At 64.3% G+C, this 13,821-nt stretch carries 15 protein-coding genes; 8 read left to right on the forward strand and 7 right to left on the reverse strand.

What is annotated here, in order from left to right:
- Positions 1-140: 140 nt before the first annotated feature.
- Together FJ934_RS26830 and FJ934_RS26835 are read right to left on the reverse strand one after the other, a co-directional pair.
- A complete protein-coding gene (locus FJ934_RS26830; RefSeq protein ID WP_140613426.1) occupies positions 141-1,322 on the reverse strand; it encodes a PLP-dependent aspartate aminotransferase family protein in 1,182 nt (393 codons plus the stop codon).
- Positions 1,319-2,761 carry a pyridoxal-phosphate dependent enzyme gene (locus tag FJ934_RS26835; RefSeq protein WP_140613427.1) on the reverse strand — a complete coding sequence of 481 codons (1,443 nt, stop codon included), beginning with the start codon at positions 2,759-2,761 and terminating at the stop codon, positions 1,319-1,321. The genes FJ934_RS26830 and FJ934_RS26835 overlap by 4 nt, the downstream gene beginning before the upstream one ends.
- Before the next feature lie 119 nt (positions 2,762-2,880).
- Between FJ934_RS26835 and FJ934_RS28175 the strand changes: the two genes are divergently transcribed.
- A complete protein-coding gene (locus FJ934_RS28175) occupies positions 2,881-3,030 on the forward strand; it encodes a hypothetical protein (RefSeq protein WP_181165789.1) in 150 nt (49 codons plus the stop codon).
- Between the two features lie 5 nt (positions 3,031-3,035).
- Here FJ934_RS28175 and FJ934_RS28180 read toward each other — a convergent pair whose 3' ends face one another.
- The gene (locus tag FJ934_RS28180) at positions 3,036-3,221 is read right to left on the reverse strand and encodes a hypothetical protein (protein ID WP_181165790.1); all 186 of its coding nucleotides are present in this window, start codon (positions 3,219-3,221) and stop codon (positions 3,036-3,038) included.
- Positions 3,222-3,530: 309 nt separating this feature from the next.
- Between FJ934_RS28180 and FJ934_RS26845 the strand changes: the two genes are divergently transcribed.
- The 4 genes from FJ934_RS26845 to FJ934_RS26860 all read left to right on the forward strand — a co-directional run bounded on the left by FJ934_RS26845 (position 3,531) and on the right by FJ934_RS26860 (position 6,867).
- Positions 3,531-3,899 carry a septal ring lytic transglycosylase RlpA family protein gene (locus FJ934_RS26845; protein WP_140613428.1) on the forward strand — a complete coding sequence of 123 codons (369 nt, stop codon included), beginning with the start codon at positions 3,531-3,533 and terminating at the stop codon, positions 3,897-3,899.
- Positions 3,900-4,131: 232 nt separating this feature from the next.
- Complete coding sequence (locus FJ934_RS26850) at positions 4,132-5,409, forward strand: polyhydroxyalkanoate depolymerase (protein ID WP_140613429.1); 1,278 nt, start codon at positions 4,132-4,134, stop codon at positions 5,407-5,409.
- Positions 5,410-5,578: 169 nt separating this feature from the next.
- Positions 5,579-6,196: a transglutaminase-like cysteine peptidase gene (locus tag FJ934_RS26855; protein ID WP_140613430.1), complete on the forward strand. Its 618-nt coding sequence runs from the start codon at positions 5,579-5,581 to the stop codon at positions 6,194-6,196.
- A 419-nt stretch (positions 6,197-6,615) separates the two neighbouring features.
- Entirely contained in the window at positions 6,616-6,867 is a 252-nt protein-coding gene (locus FJ934_RS26860) for a hypothetical protein (RefSeq protein ID WP_140613431.1), read from the forward strand.
- 82 nt (positions 6,868-6,949) lie between these two features.
- Here FJ934_RS26860 and FJ934_RS26865 read toward each other — a convergent pair whose 3' ends face one another.
- The 4 genes from FJ934_RS26865 to FJ934_RS26880 all read right to left on the reverse strand — a co-directional run bounded on the left by FJ934_RS26865 (position 6,950) and on the right by FJ934_RS26880 (position 9,804).
- Positions 6,950-7,318 (reverse strand): helix-turn-helix transcriptional regulator, encoded by a 369-nt coding sequence (locus tag FJ934_RS26865; protein WP_140613432.1) that lies wholly within the window; start codon positions 7,316-7,318, stop codon positions 6,950-6,952.
- A gap of 10 nt (positions 7,319-7,328) precedes the next feature.
- Positions 7,329-7,856 carry a Smr/MutS family protein gene (locus FJ934_RS26870; protein WP_140613433.1) on the reverse strand — a complete coding sequence of 176 codons (528 nt, stop codon included), beginning with the start codon at positions 7,854-7,856 and terminating at the stop codon, positions 7,329-7,331.
- On the reverse strand, positions 7,853-8,968 hold the full coding sequence (locus FJ934_RS26875) for a murein transglycosylase A (RefSeq protein WP_140613434.1): 1,116 nt from the start codon (positions 8,966-8,968) through the stop codon (positions 7,853-7,855). The genes FJ934_RS26870 and FJ934_RS26875 overlap by 4 nt, the downstream gene beginning before the upstream one ends.
- Positions 8,969-9,096: 128 nt before the next feature.
- On the reverse strand, positions 9,097-9,804 hold the full coding sequence (locus FJ934_RS26880; protein ID WP_140613435.1) for a Tim44/TimA family putative adaptor protein: 708 nt from the start codon (positions 9,802-9,804) through the stop codon (positions 9,097-9,099).
- A gap of 214 nt (positions 9,805-10,018) precedes the next feature.
- Here FJ934_RS26880 and FJ934_RS26885 point away from each other — a divergent pair, with 214 nt between their 5' ends.
- The 3 genes from FJ934_RS26885 to FJ934_RS26895 all read left to right on the forward strand — a co-directional run bounded on the left by FJ934_RS26885 (position 10,019) and on the right by FJ934_RS26895 (position 13,486).
- Positions 10,019-10,519 carry an FxsA family protein gene (locus tag FJ934_RS26885; protein WP_140613436.1) on the forward strand — a complete coding sequence of 167 codons (501 nt, stop codon included), beginning with the start codon at positions 10,019-10,021 and terminating at the stop codon, positions 10,517-10,519.
- 334 nt (positions 10,520-10,853) lie between these two features.
- A complete protein-coding gene (gene secB / locus FJ934_RS26890) occupies positions 10,854-11,357 on the forward strand; it encodes a protein-export chaperone SecB (RefSeq protein ID WP_140613437.1) in 504 nt (167 codons plus the stop codon).
- A 488-nt stretch (positions 11,358-11,845) separates the two neighbouring features.
- A complete protein-coding gene (locus FJ934_RS26895; RefSeq protein WP_140613438.1) occupies positions 11,846-13,486 on the forward strand; it encodes an ABC transporter substrate-binding protein in 1,641 nt (546 codons plus the stop codon).
- The last annotated feature ends 335 nt before the right edge of the window (positions 13,487-13,821 follow it).

Raw genomic sequence — 13,821 nt, forward strand, 5'->3', positions numbered from 1 at the left:
GCAGAACTTGTCCCATAACGCATCCTTCCAGTCGGAAGAAAATATCGCACCATTAAAGCTCGGGATCAAACACCTAGGATCCATGCCGCGACGTCGGCCGAAGAATACCAGCCTCCCGGTGCTTGCACGCCACTCGCCGTTCAACCCCCCAGCGCCTGTTCCAGATCCGCGATCAGATCGTCCCCGTCCTCGATCCCCGCCGACAGCCGCACTAGCGAATCCGATATGCCGATCTCGTCGCGTTTCTCGGCCGGGATCGAGCCATGCGTCATCAGCGCCGGGTGCTCGATCAGGCTCTCCACGCCGCCGAGGCTTTCGGCGAGCGTGAACAGCTGCGTGCGTTCGAGGAAGCGCTTTGTGCCGGCGAGGTCCCGGTCGAGCACGGCGGTGATCATGCCGCCGAAGGCATGCATCTGCTGGACGGCGATAGCATGTTGAGGGTGGCTGCCGAGGCCGGGATAGATGACGCGGCGCACATCTTTTCGCGCTTCCAGCCATTGTGCGATCTTCAGGCCGTTCAACGAGTGGCGCTCCATCCTGAGTGCCAGCGTCTTCAAACCGCGCAGCGCCAGAAAGCTGTCGAACGGGCCCGAAATCGCGCCGATCGCGTTCTGCAGGAATTTCAGCCGGTCGGCGAGATCCTTGTTGTCGCCGACGACAGCCACGCCGCCGACCATGTCGGAGTGACCGTTGAGATATTTGGTCGTCGAATGGACCACGATGTCGATGCCGAGTTCCAGCGGCCGCTGGATGTAGGGGCTGCAGAACGTGTTGTCGGCGACCGACAGGATGCCCTTGCGCCTGGCGAGCGCCGCGACGCCTTCGAGGTCGACGATACGCAGCAGCGGGTTTGTCGGCGTTTCCACCCAGAGCAGTTTGGTTTCGGGGCGGATCGCGGCCTCGACCGCCGCAAGGTCGGTGAAATCGACAAAGCTGACCTGCAAATTGGCCGAGCGCTTGCGCACCCGCTCCATCAGCCGGAAGGAGCCGCCATAGATGTCGTCGGTGGCGACGATATGGGCGCCGGAATCGAGCAGCTCCAGCACGGTCGAGATCGCCGCCAGGCCGGAGGCGAAGGCGAAGGCGGCCGAGCCGCTTTCGAGGTCGGCCATCGCGCGCTCGAAGGCGAAGCGCGTCGGGTTCTGGCTGCGGGCGTACTCGAACCCCTTGTGCACGCCCGGCGACTGCTGGCCATAGGTGGAGGTGGCATAGATCGGCACCATCACCGCACCGGTCAGCGGATCGTGGCTCTGGCCGCCATGGATGGTGCGGGTGGAGAAGGCCAGGCGGTTCTTGCCCAATGGTGGTCTTGTCGATGTCATTTCGCGCGGCGCCTCAGATGGTTGATCAGGTCGATGCGGGTTATCAGGCCGACGAACTCGTCGCCGTCGAAGATGATGGCGACCTCGTTGCGGTCGAACACCGGCAGCAGCGCATCCAGAGTCTGGCTCGCCTGCAGCGTGTGCAGATTGGAGGTCATGGCGGTGCGCACCGGGCCGTTGAAGCGCTCCCAGCGCCCGTCATAGGGGCCATCGACATGAGCCAGTATATCGCTCTCGTCGACGATGCCGATCAGCTTGCCCTCATCGAGCACCGGCAGCTGCGACACATCGGAACGGCGCATGCGGCCATAGGCGTTGAGCAGGCTTTCGTCGGGGCCGACATAGACGATGTCGCCGGTGCGGGGCGAGCGCATGACGAGGTCGCGCAGGTCGCCATGCTGTTCATGATCGGCGAGACCTTGCTCGGCCAGCCAGATATCGTCGAACACTTTCGACAGATATTTGTTGCCGCTGTCGCAGACGAAGGTGACCACACGCTTGGGCGATGTCTGCTCGCGGCAATAGCGCAGGGCGGCGGACAGCAGCGTGCCGGACGACGAGCCGGCCAGAATGCCTTCCCGGGACAGGAGATCGCGCACCGCCAGCATGCTCTGCTTGTCGCTGACCGAATAGGCCTTCTTCACCAGCGACAGGTCGGCATTGGGGGGCACGAAATCCTCGCCGATGCCTTCGACGGTCCAGCTGCCGGCCTCTTCCATCTTGCCGGTCTTGATCAGCGGCGCCAGCACGGAACCGACAGGATCGGCGAGCACCATTTCGGTCTTCGGCGAGACCTCGGCGAAGTAGCGGCCGAGCCCGGTCAGCGTGCCGCCGGAGCCGACGCCGACCACCACCGCGTCGACATTGCCGTCGAGCTGCGAAAAGATTTCGGGGCCGGTCGTGGTTTGATGCGCCAGCGGGTTGGCCGGGTTGGCGAACTGGTTGGCGTAGAAGGCGCCGGGCAGTTCGGCGGCGATCTTCTCGGCCATGTCCTGATAATATTCGGGATGGCCCTTGCCGACATCGGAACGCGTCATGCGCACTTCCGCGCCGAGCGCGCGCAGATGCTGGATTTTTTCACGCGACATCTTGTCGGGCACCACAAGGATGATGCGGTAGCCCTTGGGAATGCCGACCTGGGCGAGGCCAAGGCCGGTATTGCCGGCGGTCGCCTCGACGATCGTGCCGCCTGGCTTCAGCCTGCCCTCTTGCTCGGCCGCCGCGATCATCGACAGCGCGATGCGGTCCTTGATCGAGCCGCCGGGATTCTGGCTTTCGAGCTTGATGAACAGTCGGCACTTGCCGGTATCGAATTGGGTCAGCTCGACCACCGGCGTCTGGCCGATCAGGTCGAGAACCGATCTGTAGGGCGGCAGCAGGCGGGACGGTCCGCTTTCCGGGGAAACCCTGCCAGGCGCGGCGATCTCATGCTCGCTCATATCGATGCTCCATGATCAAGCGGCCGCCCAAGAGCGGAGCGGCAGCGTAGTCTCTTTTCCAGCCGTTTGTCGCGGGAAAGAAGATAGATCATGCCAATCACCCGGCCAGACGGGGAATGATGTTCCAGCTTAAGATGCTGCAGAAGGCGCGCTGTCGCGTTGCCGTGCCGTCCCGCCAGTTTCCGAAGGAAATCAGCTCACCCAAGCAAGCGCTTGCTCAGCCGCGCGCACTGCACGCGGATGGCGTCGATCTCGAAGACAAGGAGTGAGCGGCTCAGCCGCGCGGGCGGTTCGCCCACACCAACCCGGCCAGGCCGACCAGCATCGTGACGAGGCCGATATAGAGCCATTGCGACTGGCCGGTCATGAAGCTGCCGCCGACCACGCCGATGCCTTGCAGCGACCACAGCGCGCCGATAGCGAGCACAATCAAGGCCAGCAGATTTTTGGTCAGTCTCATTGACGGGTCTCGCTTTCCCAGTCGATCGATTGCGGCGCCGTGGCGCGGATGAATGAGCCAAAGGAAGTGGGCAAATCTTGCCGGTTTCTACTTGGAGACTAATCCCGGATCTTGTCAAACGGATCTCCGATGTCGGTTGGAAGATCATCGGAATTGACTATCGGGCCGCCGGAAAATCCATGACAGACTGTTACCTGGTGACTCCAAACGTGTGCTCCCGCCATGGAACCGCCAGATCGCCGCCGTATTTCCCGCCTTATTCGGCACCTAACGGCTGAGGCCTGTCAAAAACGGAGCCATCCCCCAAATATGAAGACCAACAAACAAACCGCGCTTGTCGCGGTAACGCTCGCTGCTGGCCTGATGGTCGGCGCTTCCGCCACTTCGGCGACCGCGTCGGCCGGCCAGTGTGGCCGCGCCTCATGGTACGCGCTGCATTCGCGGACCGCATCGGGCGAACGCATGAATCCCTCTGCCCTGACCGCCGCCCACCGCACCTTGCCTTTCGGCACCAAGCTGCGGGTCACCAACAAGAACAACGGCCGTAGCGTCGTGGTCCGCATCAACGATCGTGGTCCGTTCATCAGGGGCCGCGTGCTCGATCTGTCGAAGGGCGCCGCCAGCCAGCTTGGCTTCATCGGCTCCGGCCAGACCGCGATCTGCATGGCGCGCGTTTGATGTTTCCTGTGTCCGGCATGAGGGGCCGGACACATTTCCTACACACTTCGCGACACACATTGAGCCGGCTCCGCCGTTCCGGTCGGGTTTTCAACACCTTGGACGAAAGAACCATTGGTCACGCCAAGTGACGTATTGCATCGCAGCAATTAGTTGTTAACCTCGCCGCGAGACATTTGAGGCTCGGCGCTGCTCGTCGTCCCTTTCGGTCGAGGCAGCAGCGGGGTTTTTGATGTTTTACCAGCTCTATGAATTGAATCACGCGGCTCTGCAGCCAGCGCGGCTTTATGCCGATGCGGTGCGGATGTTCTACTCCAACCCGCTCAACCCGTTTTCGCACACGCCCTGGGGCCGTTCGGTCGCGGCGGGCGCCGAGCTGTTCGAACGCACCACCCGCCGCTACGGCAAGCCGGCCTTCGGCCTGGGCAAGACCGTCGTCGATTGGAAAAGCGTCGAGGTCACCGAAAGGACCATCTGGTCGAAGCCGTTCTGCAATCTCGTTCGTTTCGAGCGTGCCGTCCCGGCCGGCCGCCGGGCGGACCCGAAGCTTCTCATCGTGGCGCCGATGTCGGGCCACTATGCCACGCTGCTGCGCGGCACGGTGGAGGCGATGCTGCCTTATGCCGATGTCCACATCACGGACTGGGTCGACGCCCGCATGGTGCCGCTGGCCGACGGCAGCTTCGATCTCGATGACTATATCGACTATGTCATCGACATGCTGCACACGCTGGGCCCGGATACGCATGTGATGGCGGTGTGCCAGCCTTCCGTGCCGGTGCTTGCGGCCGTGGCGCTGATGGAGACGAAGGGCGACCCCTTCGTCCCTTCGACCATGACCCTGATGGGCGGGCCGATCGACACGCGCCGCAACCCGACAGCGGTCAATCTGCTGGCCGAGGAAAAAGGCATCGGCTGGTTCCGCGACAACGTGATCATGCGCGCGCCCTGGCCGGTGCCGGGCTTCGGCCGCGAGGTCTATCCCGGCTTCCTGCAGCTCTCCGGCTTCATGAGCATGAACCTCGACCGTCACATCATCGCCCACAAGGACTTCTTCATGCACCTTGTGAAGTTTGATGGCGACAGTGCCGAAAAGCACCGCGACTTCTATGACGAATATCTGGCGGTGATGGACCTGACCGCGGAGTTCTACCTGCAGACCGTCGACACCGTCTTCGTGCGCCATGCCTTGCCCAAGGGCGAGATGACGCATCGCGGCACCAGGATCGATCCGTCCGCGATCCGCAACGTCGCCCTGTTCACGGTCGAGGGCGAGAACGACGACATATCGGGCCTTGGCCAGACCAAGGCCGCGCAGGATCTGTGCGTCAACATTCCGGCCGACAAGAAGGCCCACTATATGCAGCCGGCGGTCGGCCATTACGGCGTCTTCAACGGCTCGCGTTTCCGCTCCGAAATCGTGCCGCGCATCGTCGACTTCATCACCAGTTACGGCCGCCAGAACCGGGTTGCGGTGAAGCCGAAGCTGGTCCGCACGGCCAAGCGATAGGCAATTCCTGGAAAAGTCTGGCGGTATCGGCGCCCGATCCTGTTCTGTTGCATAATAGGCGCTGTTCCTGCCTGCGGGTAACCATGCTTGCAAATCGGACCGGCGTCTTGATTGACACGGACTGTAAATCGCCGTTAACTTTTCGTTAACAACAGGGCGAGCGGGGACAATGAACTCCTCAACGATGGCGCGAGGGCTGCGCGCGTGCGTGGCAGCCGGGCTGGCAATGGCGGGAGGCTGGGTGGCACCGGCTTTGGCGGCTGGAGCAATGGCGACCGGGGGCTTTACCTCGCAGCCGATCGGCCACTACGATTTCTGCAAGCTCAATCCCGGCGAGTGCTCGATCCGGCCGGCCGATCTGGCGCCGGCAATCCTGACCGACGGGTTGATGCGCAAGCTGGTCAACGTCACCACCAGGGTCAATGCCGCCGTCAAGCCGATGAGCGACATGGATGTCTACGGCAAGGACGAGGTCTGGGCCTATCCCGACAAGGGCGTCGGCGACTGCGAGGACTATGTGCTGGAAAAGCGGCGCCAGCTCGCCCGCATGGGCATGTCGCTTGCCGATCTGTTGATAACAGTCGTGCGCAAGCCCGACGGCGAAGGCCACGCCGTGCTGACGGTGCGCACCGACAGGGGCGACTACGTGCTCGACAATCTGAACGACAAGATCAAGCCCTGGGACCAGACCGGCTACCGCTTCCTCAAGCGGCAGGCGATCGACAACACCGGCCGCTGGGTCTCGATCCGCGACGACCAGCAGGTTTTGGTGGGGTCGGTGGAGTAAGGGCCGATAGCGGGGGGAACCGCTTGAGCGGCGCCACCCCAGCCCTTCGTCATCCTAGGGCGCAGCAGTCGCGAAGCGACGTCGCGGAGACCCCAGGATCCATGCCGTGACACCAACATTGAACACGGCGGCCTAGGAACAGGCGCGGCTATATCACTACATTCTGCGCCGCTGCGGAGCTCGCAGGTCGCGGCATGGATCCTCGGGTCTGCGCGTCCGCTTCGCTCCCGCTCCGCCCGTGGATGACGAAACCGTGGAGGCTTCCGCCAATCTCTTGGGCCTCTGCCATAGCCGCACTGCCTTTGACTCACCGCTCCCTTTGGGGCCCTCCCGAAAATTTTCTCGCATCTCCGTGAACCAATTTGTCCCGCCCGGCGACACACAGCCGTGGACGACAGAACAAACCATGGAGATTTCAAATGACTGCTTTCCTGCGCAATACCCTTCTCGCAGCCGTCGCGGTATCGGCCCTGACCGGATCCGCCCTGGCTGGTCAGACCGACACGAGCTGCGTCAAGACCACGCTCAATGACCTTTGGGCCGGCCGTTGTTGTGGCACTGCAGGCGCCTCGGACTGCCTGGGCGGCGGCAACGGCCGCGACCATCATGACAATGGCCGCCCGGGCACCAATGGCGGCAACCCCAACGGCAGCACGGCCGGCAAGTATTGATCTCGCCACAATGCCCGCTGGATGCCGCCGGCGAGCATTGTCTTGCAATGAGCGGAACGCCCGGAATCCTGATGAAAACCAGTTACTTCAGCTGGCCCAGCGCCTTGCGGATCGACGCGGTGATGCGGCGCAGTTCCGCTTCGTCGAGCTTCTCGATGTTCTCGGCCAGCAGATTGGCAAGCTCGGTGGCGGCGGGACTTAGACCCGACGTGTCGAGTTTTACGCGCGGGTGCGAGGCTTCGGCCAGCCGCGCCAGTTCCTCGGCGTCGTCCCAGATGATGTTGAAATAACCGATGATCTTCTGGATCAGCGTCCAGGTCGGCGCGCCGCGCCTGCCATGCTCGAGCGCCGACAGATAGGCGGCGCTGACGCCGATCGCCGCCGCCATGTCCTTCTGGCTGACGCCGCGCTCTTTCCGCAGCGCCCGCAACCGCTCGCCCAACGGCGTCACGAAACCGTCCTCACGGCCGCACCCGCCGCAGCCGCACATAAAGCGCGCCGGACCCGCCATGGTTGCGGGCGGCGTGGTCATGGCTGGAGACCAGCGGCCGGAAAGCGGGCGTCGCCAGCCAGGCGGGCACCGCGCGCCGCAAGACGCCGTCACCGCCCGAGGAGGATCCCTTGCCGGTGATGACCAGCACATAGCGGACGCCGCCGGCATGCGCCCGGTGCAGGAACGAGAACAGCAGCGAATAAGCCTCGTCCTGGGTCATGCCGTGCAGGTCGACGCGGCCCTCGATCGGCAGCCGGCCTTTTGACAGTTTTTCGAGCGTCGGCTCATCGAGCCGGTGCGTGACATGCTGGGCCTTCGGCTTGGCCGCCGCTGCATTGGCGGCGGGCTGGGCCGCTTGTGGCGTCGCCGGCCTGGCATCAGCCGTCATGTCGGGAATGTCGACCGCCGCCCGGCCCTTCAGCGGCTTGGCCGTGCGCGCCACCAGGTTCCATAGCACCCGGTCGTCCTCGCTGAGCTTGTCGGGGCGCCTGCTCATGATGCGCTTCCTGCCAGCGCGCGCGGCACCAGCGCATAGAAATCGGCGGCATTGCGCACCACGCCGGCGATCTCGCCAGCGGCATCGCCCGAACCGGCGAACAGATCGCCGCGCGCCGGTCCGGTAATGGCCGAGCCGGTGTCCTGCGCGATCATCAGCCGCCGGAACGGTTTCCCCTCGAAAGCGGTGAGCGTCGGCGCGTCGATGTAGAAAGGTGTGCCGAATGTGTGCAGCAGCCGGTCGACCGCGACCGAGCGGCCCGGCGTCAGCGGCACCTTGGCGGCGGCGATCGGGCCGAGAGCGGCGTCCTCGACCGCAGCCTCGCGGAAGAAGATGTAGGAGCGGTTCTGCCACAGGATCTCGTCGACGCGCTCCGGATGCGCCTTGAACCAGGCGCGGATCGACTGCATCGTCACGTCAGCCAGCGGGATTTCACCTGTTTGGCTCAGCACCTTGCCGGGCCCGGTGAAACGCTGGCCGGATTTGGCGGCGTAGGTGACGCGGCAAAGCCGGCCGTCGGTCATGGCAAGCCGCGCCGCCCCTTGCACATGGATGAAGAAGGCATCGACCTTGTCGGCCAGCCAGGCGATCTCCAGCCCCTGTCCGGAAAGCGCGCCGCGCTCGATCGCGCCGCGGTCGGGATACTCCGACAGCCCGCCCGCCGTCCGGCGCGCGAAAGCGAGATAGAGGTCCATTCCGGGCGGCCGGTTGGCGTCGTCGACATCGGCGAGATCGGCCGGGCGCGAAAGCAGCGGCACGACGAAACGCGCCGTCCGCACCGGCGAGGCCTCGACTTGCGGTTCGTAGAAGCCGGTGACGAGCCCGGCGCCGGTCTCGGCCCCAACCAGCGTTGGGACAACCAGCATGGGAACAAAATGGCGTTCGAAGAAGGCGCGGGCTTCCGATCGGCTGGCGCAAGAGACACCGCGCGCTTCGGCATAGGGCTCGGCGAAGGCACCGAAATCGACGCCGAGCGCGCCGCTGCGATAGGGTTTTACCGGCGCATGGAAGGCGGACCGGCGAAAAGCCTCGAAGGCCGGCAGATGGTCGTCGTCGGCCCAGCCGGGAAGATCGTCAAAGGACTTTGCCGCGAAGGAAGGCGATAGCGACACCGGAGCCCGCCGCCTGTCTAAAGGACGTTGGGCTCGAAGAGCATCATGCGACGCGCTTCAAGCCCTGGTTCTGATGCATGCCGTCGCCCCAAAACCGCTTCGCACTTTTGGGCGACATGCATCGGGGCTCAGTCTTCTTCTTCGGTGGCGACGAGCTTCCAGTTCGGATCGCGCGAGCGCGTGTCGCGGGCGAAGGTCCAGACATCCTTGACCTCGGCCACGGTTTCGGGATCGCCGTCAATGACGGTGCCTGCCTTGTCGCGCGTCGCCGAGATCAGCTCGCTGATGATGCGCAGCGTCACATGCGCCTCGCCACCCTTCATCTCGGCCGAGACGATGTCGGCCTTGTCGATGCCGACGAAGGAAGACTGGATCTTCTCGGACTTGGCCTCGCGTTCGCTGATCGCGGCGACGAAGCCGTCATAGACCTCGCGCGACAGGAGATTCTTCAGCGTCTTGCGGTCGCCGTCGGCATAGGCCATGACGATCATCTCATAGGCCATCTTGGCGCCGTCGACGAAACCCTTCGGGTCGAAGGACGGGTCATTATCCTTGATCGCGCGTAGGCCCTTGTTGAGATCGGTGTCGGGCTTGGCGAAGGCATCGATGGCCGTGTAGGCGTCGGCCGGCGCCGGCTCGCCGGGCAGCCGCTTGCGCGGCAGCGAAACGACATTTTCGGGCTTCTGCGTGGCGTCCTTGTCGGTGCGCGCCGCCGTGTAGGGATCGAAGGGTGGCCGCTCGCTACCGGTCCGACGGCCCAGCACATTGCGCAGCTGGAAGAAGATCACCACCGCCGCGATCAGGAAGAAAATCGTGCCGAAGTCGAAGAAACCCATATCTTCCGCCAATCAATCCCTGCCTCGAGGCCGGACCGTCGGCCGGCAGGCCACGGTCGCATAGCGTTCAATATCCAAAGCATATAGAACGCAAGGCGCAATCATTCAAATTAAAGGCAGGCATACCTATCTAACAGCCCCAGGGCCAGCGGCGATTGGTCGCCGACGGCCAAAACAATCGAAACGGCCAAACGACAGAAAAGGTTGGCAAGACTTGCGCATCTCCTTGCTACCCCTCTTCCTCCTCGCGCTTCCGCTACTGGAAATCGCCGGTTTCGTCATCGTCGGCCGCGAGGTCGGCGCCCTGGCGACGGTCGGCCTGGTGGTCGCGTCCAGCCTTGCCGGCGTTTTGCTGCTGAGGCACCAGGGTTTTGGCGTCATGGCCCGCATCCGCGCCGAGATGGATGCCGGCCGCGACCCCAGCCAGCAGCTTGCCCATGGCGCCATGATCGTGGTCGCCGCGATCCTTTTGATCATCCCCGGCTTCGTCACGGACATTATCGGCCTGCTCCTGTTCCTGCCGCCGGTGCGCGACCTCGCCTGGCGCCTGTTCAAGGGCCGCATCGTCGTCGCCACCAACTTCTCGCCAGGCGGCTTCCGCGGCCGGCCGCGCGACCGGGTCATCGACCTCGACGACGGCGACTATTCGCGCGAGGACGATCCGAAGCGCGGCCCCGACCACAACTCGCCCTGGCGGCGGCTGAAGGACGACTAGCTGGGCCTGTCCTACGCTTCGTCATCCTGGGGCGGAGCAAGGAGCGAAGCGACTTGCGCAGACCCCAGGATCCATGCCGCGATCTCTGAACGCCGCTATGGTGGAAGATATCCACCCTGCCGCGCCGTTGTGAGGATCGAGCCGCCGTATTCCTTGGCCACGGTCACGGCATGGATCCCAGGGTCTCCGCGACGCCGCTGCGCGGCTGCTTCGCCCTGGGATGACGAGGTGAGAAGCAAGGCCGCAAACCTTGTCTTGTCATGCCGGCCATGGTAGCGAACGCCCGATTTCAATTCGGTCAGCAACGCTGCCCAGGCAAAAGGATATCAGGCTCATGGCCAGCAATGATGACGCGCCCGCCGGCGCCGCCAACGGAAACGGCAACGCGACGCAGCCGTCGCTCAATGTCCTTGCCCAGTATGTCAAGGACCTGTCCTTCGAGAGCCCCGGCGCGCCGAATTCGCTGCGCGGCCGCGACAAGGCTCCCGGCATCGCCATCAATGTCAACGTCAACGCCAATCCGCTCTCCGACAAGCAGTTCGACGTCAACCTGACGCTGAACGCCAAGGCCTCCTTCGACCAGGAAGTGCTGTTCAACGTCGAGCTGGTCTATGGCGGCGTCTTCGCCATTTCGGGCTTCCCGCAGGAGCACATGCTGCCGATCCTGTTCATCGAATGCCCGCGCCTGCTGTTCCCCTTCGCCCGCCAGATCATCGCCGAGGCGACGCGCAATGGCGGCTTCCCGCCGCTGATGCTCGACCCGATCGATTTCGCCCAGATGTTCCAGCAGAAGATCGCCGAAGACCAGGCCGCCGCCTCCAAGACCCAGGTGAGCTGAGGCTTCTCATCCTCGTTTCCGAAAAAACCCGGCCTCGCGCCGGGTTTTTTGTTGGTGCTGCAGCCGCCCCGTTCGTCATCCTAGGGCGCAGCAAGGAGCGAAGCGACGCGGCGCAGACCCTAGGATCCATGCCGGGACTCCAATGCGTCGCCACGGTCCAGAATTCCGCTCGCCGCGCTCCCCGGCGGATGTCGCGGCATGGATCCTCTGGTCTGCGCGTCCGCTTCGCACCCGCTCCGCCCGAGGATGACGAAGTCGCGCCCGTACCCGCCCCGCCACCCTTGCGGAGCATCGCACAAGTACTGCGGATTCCAGAACATTCCGCCGCGTCACCCCGCCCTATCATTCCCTCTCAGGCAATGGCGCCCCGGCGGTCGCGGCCGCCCCGCGTTGGCGCCGTCCACCGGGGCGCGCCGATTTCCGTGCATGCCGTTGTCCCAAAACCGCCTCGCATTGTGGGCGGCATGCACCAACAAGAGGGAACGACGATGAAATTCATGCTGACCGACCGCAAATTGCACCCGCGGGCCAAGCCCGTCGCCGACGATTTCAGGAAGGGCGGCATCAACCGCCGCGAATATTTTGCGCTCATGGCCGGCCTCGGCGTCAGCGCCGCCGGCGCTTTTGCGCTGGGCGGCCTCGCCCCGACGCCGGCCCGCGCGGCGGAACCGAAGAAGGGCGGCGTGCTTCGCGTCGCCATGAACGTCAAGGGTTTCAAGGACCCGCGCACCTTCGACGGCGTCGAAATGTCCAACGTCGCCCGCCACTGCAACGAATATCTGGTGCGCTGGAACACCGACTTCACCTTCGAGCCCTGGCTGCTGGAGAAGTGGGAGATGAGCGACGACGCCAGGACGCTGACGCTGCATGTGCGCAAGGGCATCACCTGGTCGAACGGCGACGCCTTCAACGCCGACGATGTGATCCACAATCTCACCCGCTGGTGCGAGGCCGGCGTGGCCGGCAATTCGGTCGCCGCGCGCATGGGCGCGCTTGTCAACGCCGACACCAAGAAGGTGGTCGATGGCGGCATCGAGAAGCTCGACGACTACACGATAAAGCTCAACCTGCCCAAGCCTGACATCTCGCTGGTCGCCGGCATGGCCGATTATCCGGCGCTGATCATGCACCGCTCCTATGATGGCGGCGGCGATCCCATGAAGGCGCTGGCCATCACCACCGGCCCTTGCGAACTGGTGAAATGGGACGCCGAGACGGGTGCGGAGGTGAAGCGCAAGGACAGACCGTGGTGGAAGGGCGACTTCTACCTCGATGGCATCCAGTGGATCGACTACGGCTCCGACCCCAACGCCATGCTGTCGGCCTTCGAATCCGGCGAGATCGACACCGACCACGAAACCGCCTCCGATGCCGTGTCGCAGACAGAGAAGATGGGGCTGAAGAACTCCGAGATCGCCACCGGCTCCACCATCGTCGCCCGCTTCAACGTCTCCAACGCGCCCTATGACGACATCAAGGTGCGCCGCGCCGCGCAGCTCGCCGTCGACAATTCCGCCGTGCTGAAGCTCGGCCTCGACGGCCGCGGCAAGCCCGCCGACAACCACCATGTCGGCCCCATGCACCCCGAATATGCCGATATCGGCCCGGCCAAGCGCGACGTCGAGGCGGCGAAGAAGCTGATCGCCGAGGCCGGCAAGGCGGACCATGAATATGAGCTGATCTCGGTCGACGTCGAATGGCAGAAGAGCACGGCGGACGCGATTGCCGCGCAGATCCGCGAGGCCGGCCTCAAGATCAAGCGCACCGTGCTGCCCGCCGCCACCTTCTGGAACGACTGGAGCAAGTTCCCCTATTCCTGCACCGAATGGCTCGGCCGCCCGCTCGGCGTCCAGGTGCTGGCGCTGGCGTATAAATCGGGCGCGGCCTGGAACGAAAGCGCCTATTCCAACAAGGAGTTCGACGAGCTGCTCGACAAGGCGCTTGCCATGCCCGATCCTATCAAGCGCAAGGAGATCATGGCCGGCATCGAGAAGAATTTGCGCGATAGCGGCATCATCATCCAGCCCTATTGGCGCTCGGTCTACCGTACCTACCGCAAGGGCATCGAAGGCTGCGAACAGCACCAGGCGCTGGAGCAGCATTTCGAGAAGGTCTGGATTGAGGGGTGAGACTGAGCGCGGCCTAGGTTTCCTCGCCCCCACGAATGTGGGGGAGAGGTGGCCCGGCGAAGCCGGGACGGAGCGGGGGGCGACATCCGCGAAGCCAAAGCTGTGTGAGGTTTAGGGCTCGCGCGGTCGCGCTCTCCCCCAGACGTCGCGCCGCCCCTCACTGTCCTGCCGGACATCTCTCCCCGTAAAACGGGGCGAGAGTAGCTGGCCGCAACGCCGGCTCCACCTTTCAACGTTGGCGATTGGCGAAATCGGCGACGAGCGCCCCTCTCCCCGTCCTTTACGGGGAGAGATGTCCGGCAGGACAGTGAGGGGCGGCGCGACGTCTGGGGGAG

The sequence above is a fragment of the Mesorhizobium sp. B2-4-12 genome, assembly GCF_006441575.1.
GTDB lineage: Bacteria > Pseudomonadota > Alphaproteobacteria > Rhizobiales > Rhizobiaceae > Mesorhizobium.

Bases quoted from the DNA above. Each gene is read 5' to 3' on its own strand.
- FJ934_RS26830 (WP_140613426.1), bottom strand. From the start codon at position 1,322: ATGACATCGACAAGACCACCATTGGGCAAGAACCGCCTGGCCTTCTCC.
- FJ934_RS26835 (WP_140613427.1), bottom strand. From the start codon at position 2,761: ATGAGCGAGCATGAGATCGCCGCGCCTGGCAGGGTTTCCCCGGAAAGC.
- FJ934_RS28175 (WP_181165789.1), top strand. From the start codon at position 2,881: ATGTTCCAGCTTAAGATGCTGCAGAAGGCGCGCTGTCGCGTTGCCGTG.
- FJ934_RS28180 (WP_181165790.1), bottom strand. From the start codon at position 3,221: ATGAGACTGACCAAAAATCTGCTGGCCTTGATTGTGCTCGCTATCGGC.
- FJ934_RS26845 (WP_140613428.1), top strand. From the start codon at position 3,531: ATGAAGACCAACAAACAAACCGCGCTTGTCGCGGTAACGCTCGCTGCT.
- FJ934_RS26850 (WP_140613429.1), top strand. From the start codon at position 4,132: ATGTTTTACCAGCTCTATGAATTGAATCACGCGGCTCTGCAGCCAGCG.
- FJ934_RS26855 (WP_140613430.1), top strand. From the start codon at position 5,579: ATGAACTCCTCAACGATGGCGCGAGGGCTGCGCGCGTGCGTGGCAGCC.
- FJ934_RS26860 (WP_140613431.1), top strand. From the start codon at position 6,616: ATGACTGCTTTCCTGCGCAATACCCTTCTCGCAGCCGTCGCGGTATCG.
- FJ934_RS26870 (WP_140613433.1), bottom strand. From the start codon at position 7,856: ATGAGCAGGCGCCCCGACAAGCTCAGCGAGGACGACCGGGTGCTATGG.
- FJ934_RS26880 (WP_140613435.1), bottom strand. From the start codon at position 9,804: ATGGGTTTCTTCGACTTCGGCACGATTTTCTTCCTGATCGCGGCGGTG.
- secB (WP_140613437.1), top strand. From the start codon at position 10,854: ATGGCCAGCAATGATGACGCGCCCGCCGGCGCCGCCAACGGAAACGGC.
- FJ934_RS26895 (WP_140613438.1), top strand. From the start codon at position 11,846: ATGAAATTCATGCTGACCGACCGCAAATTGCACCCGCGGGCCAAGCCC.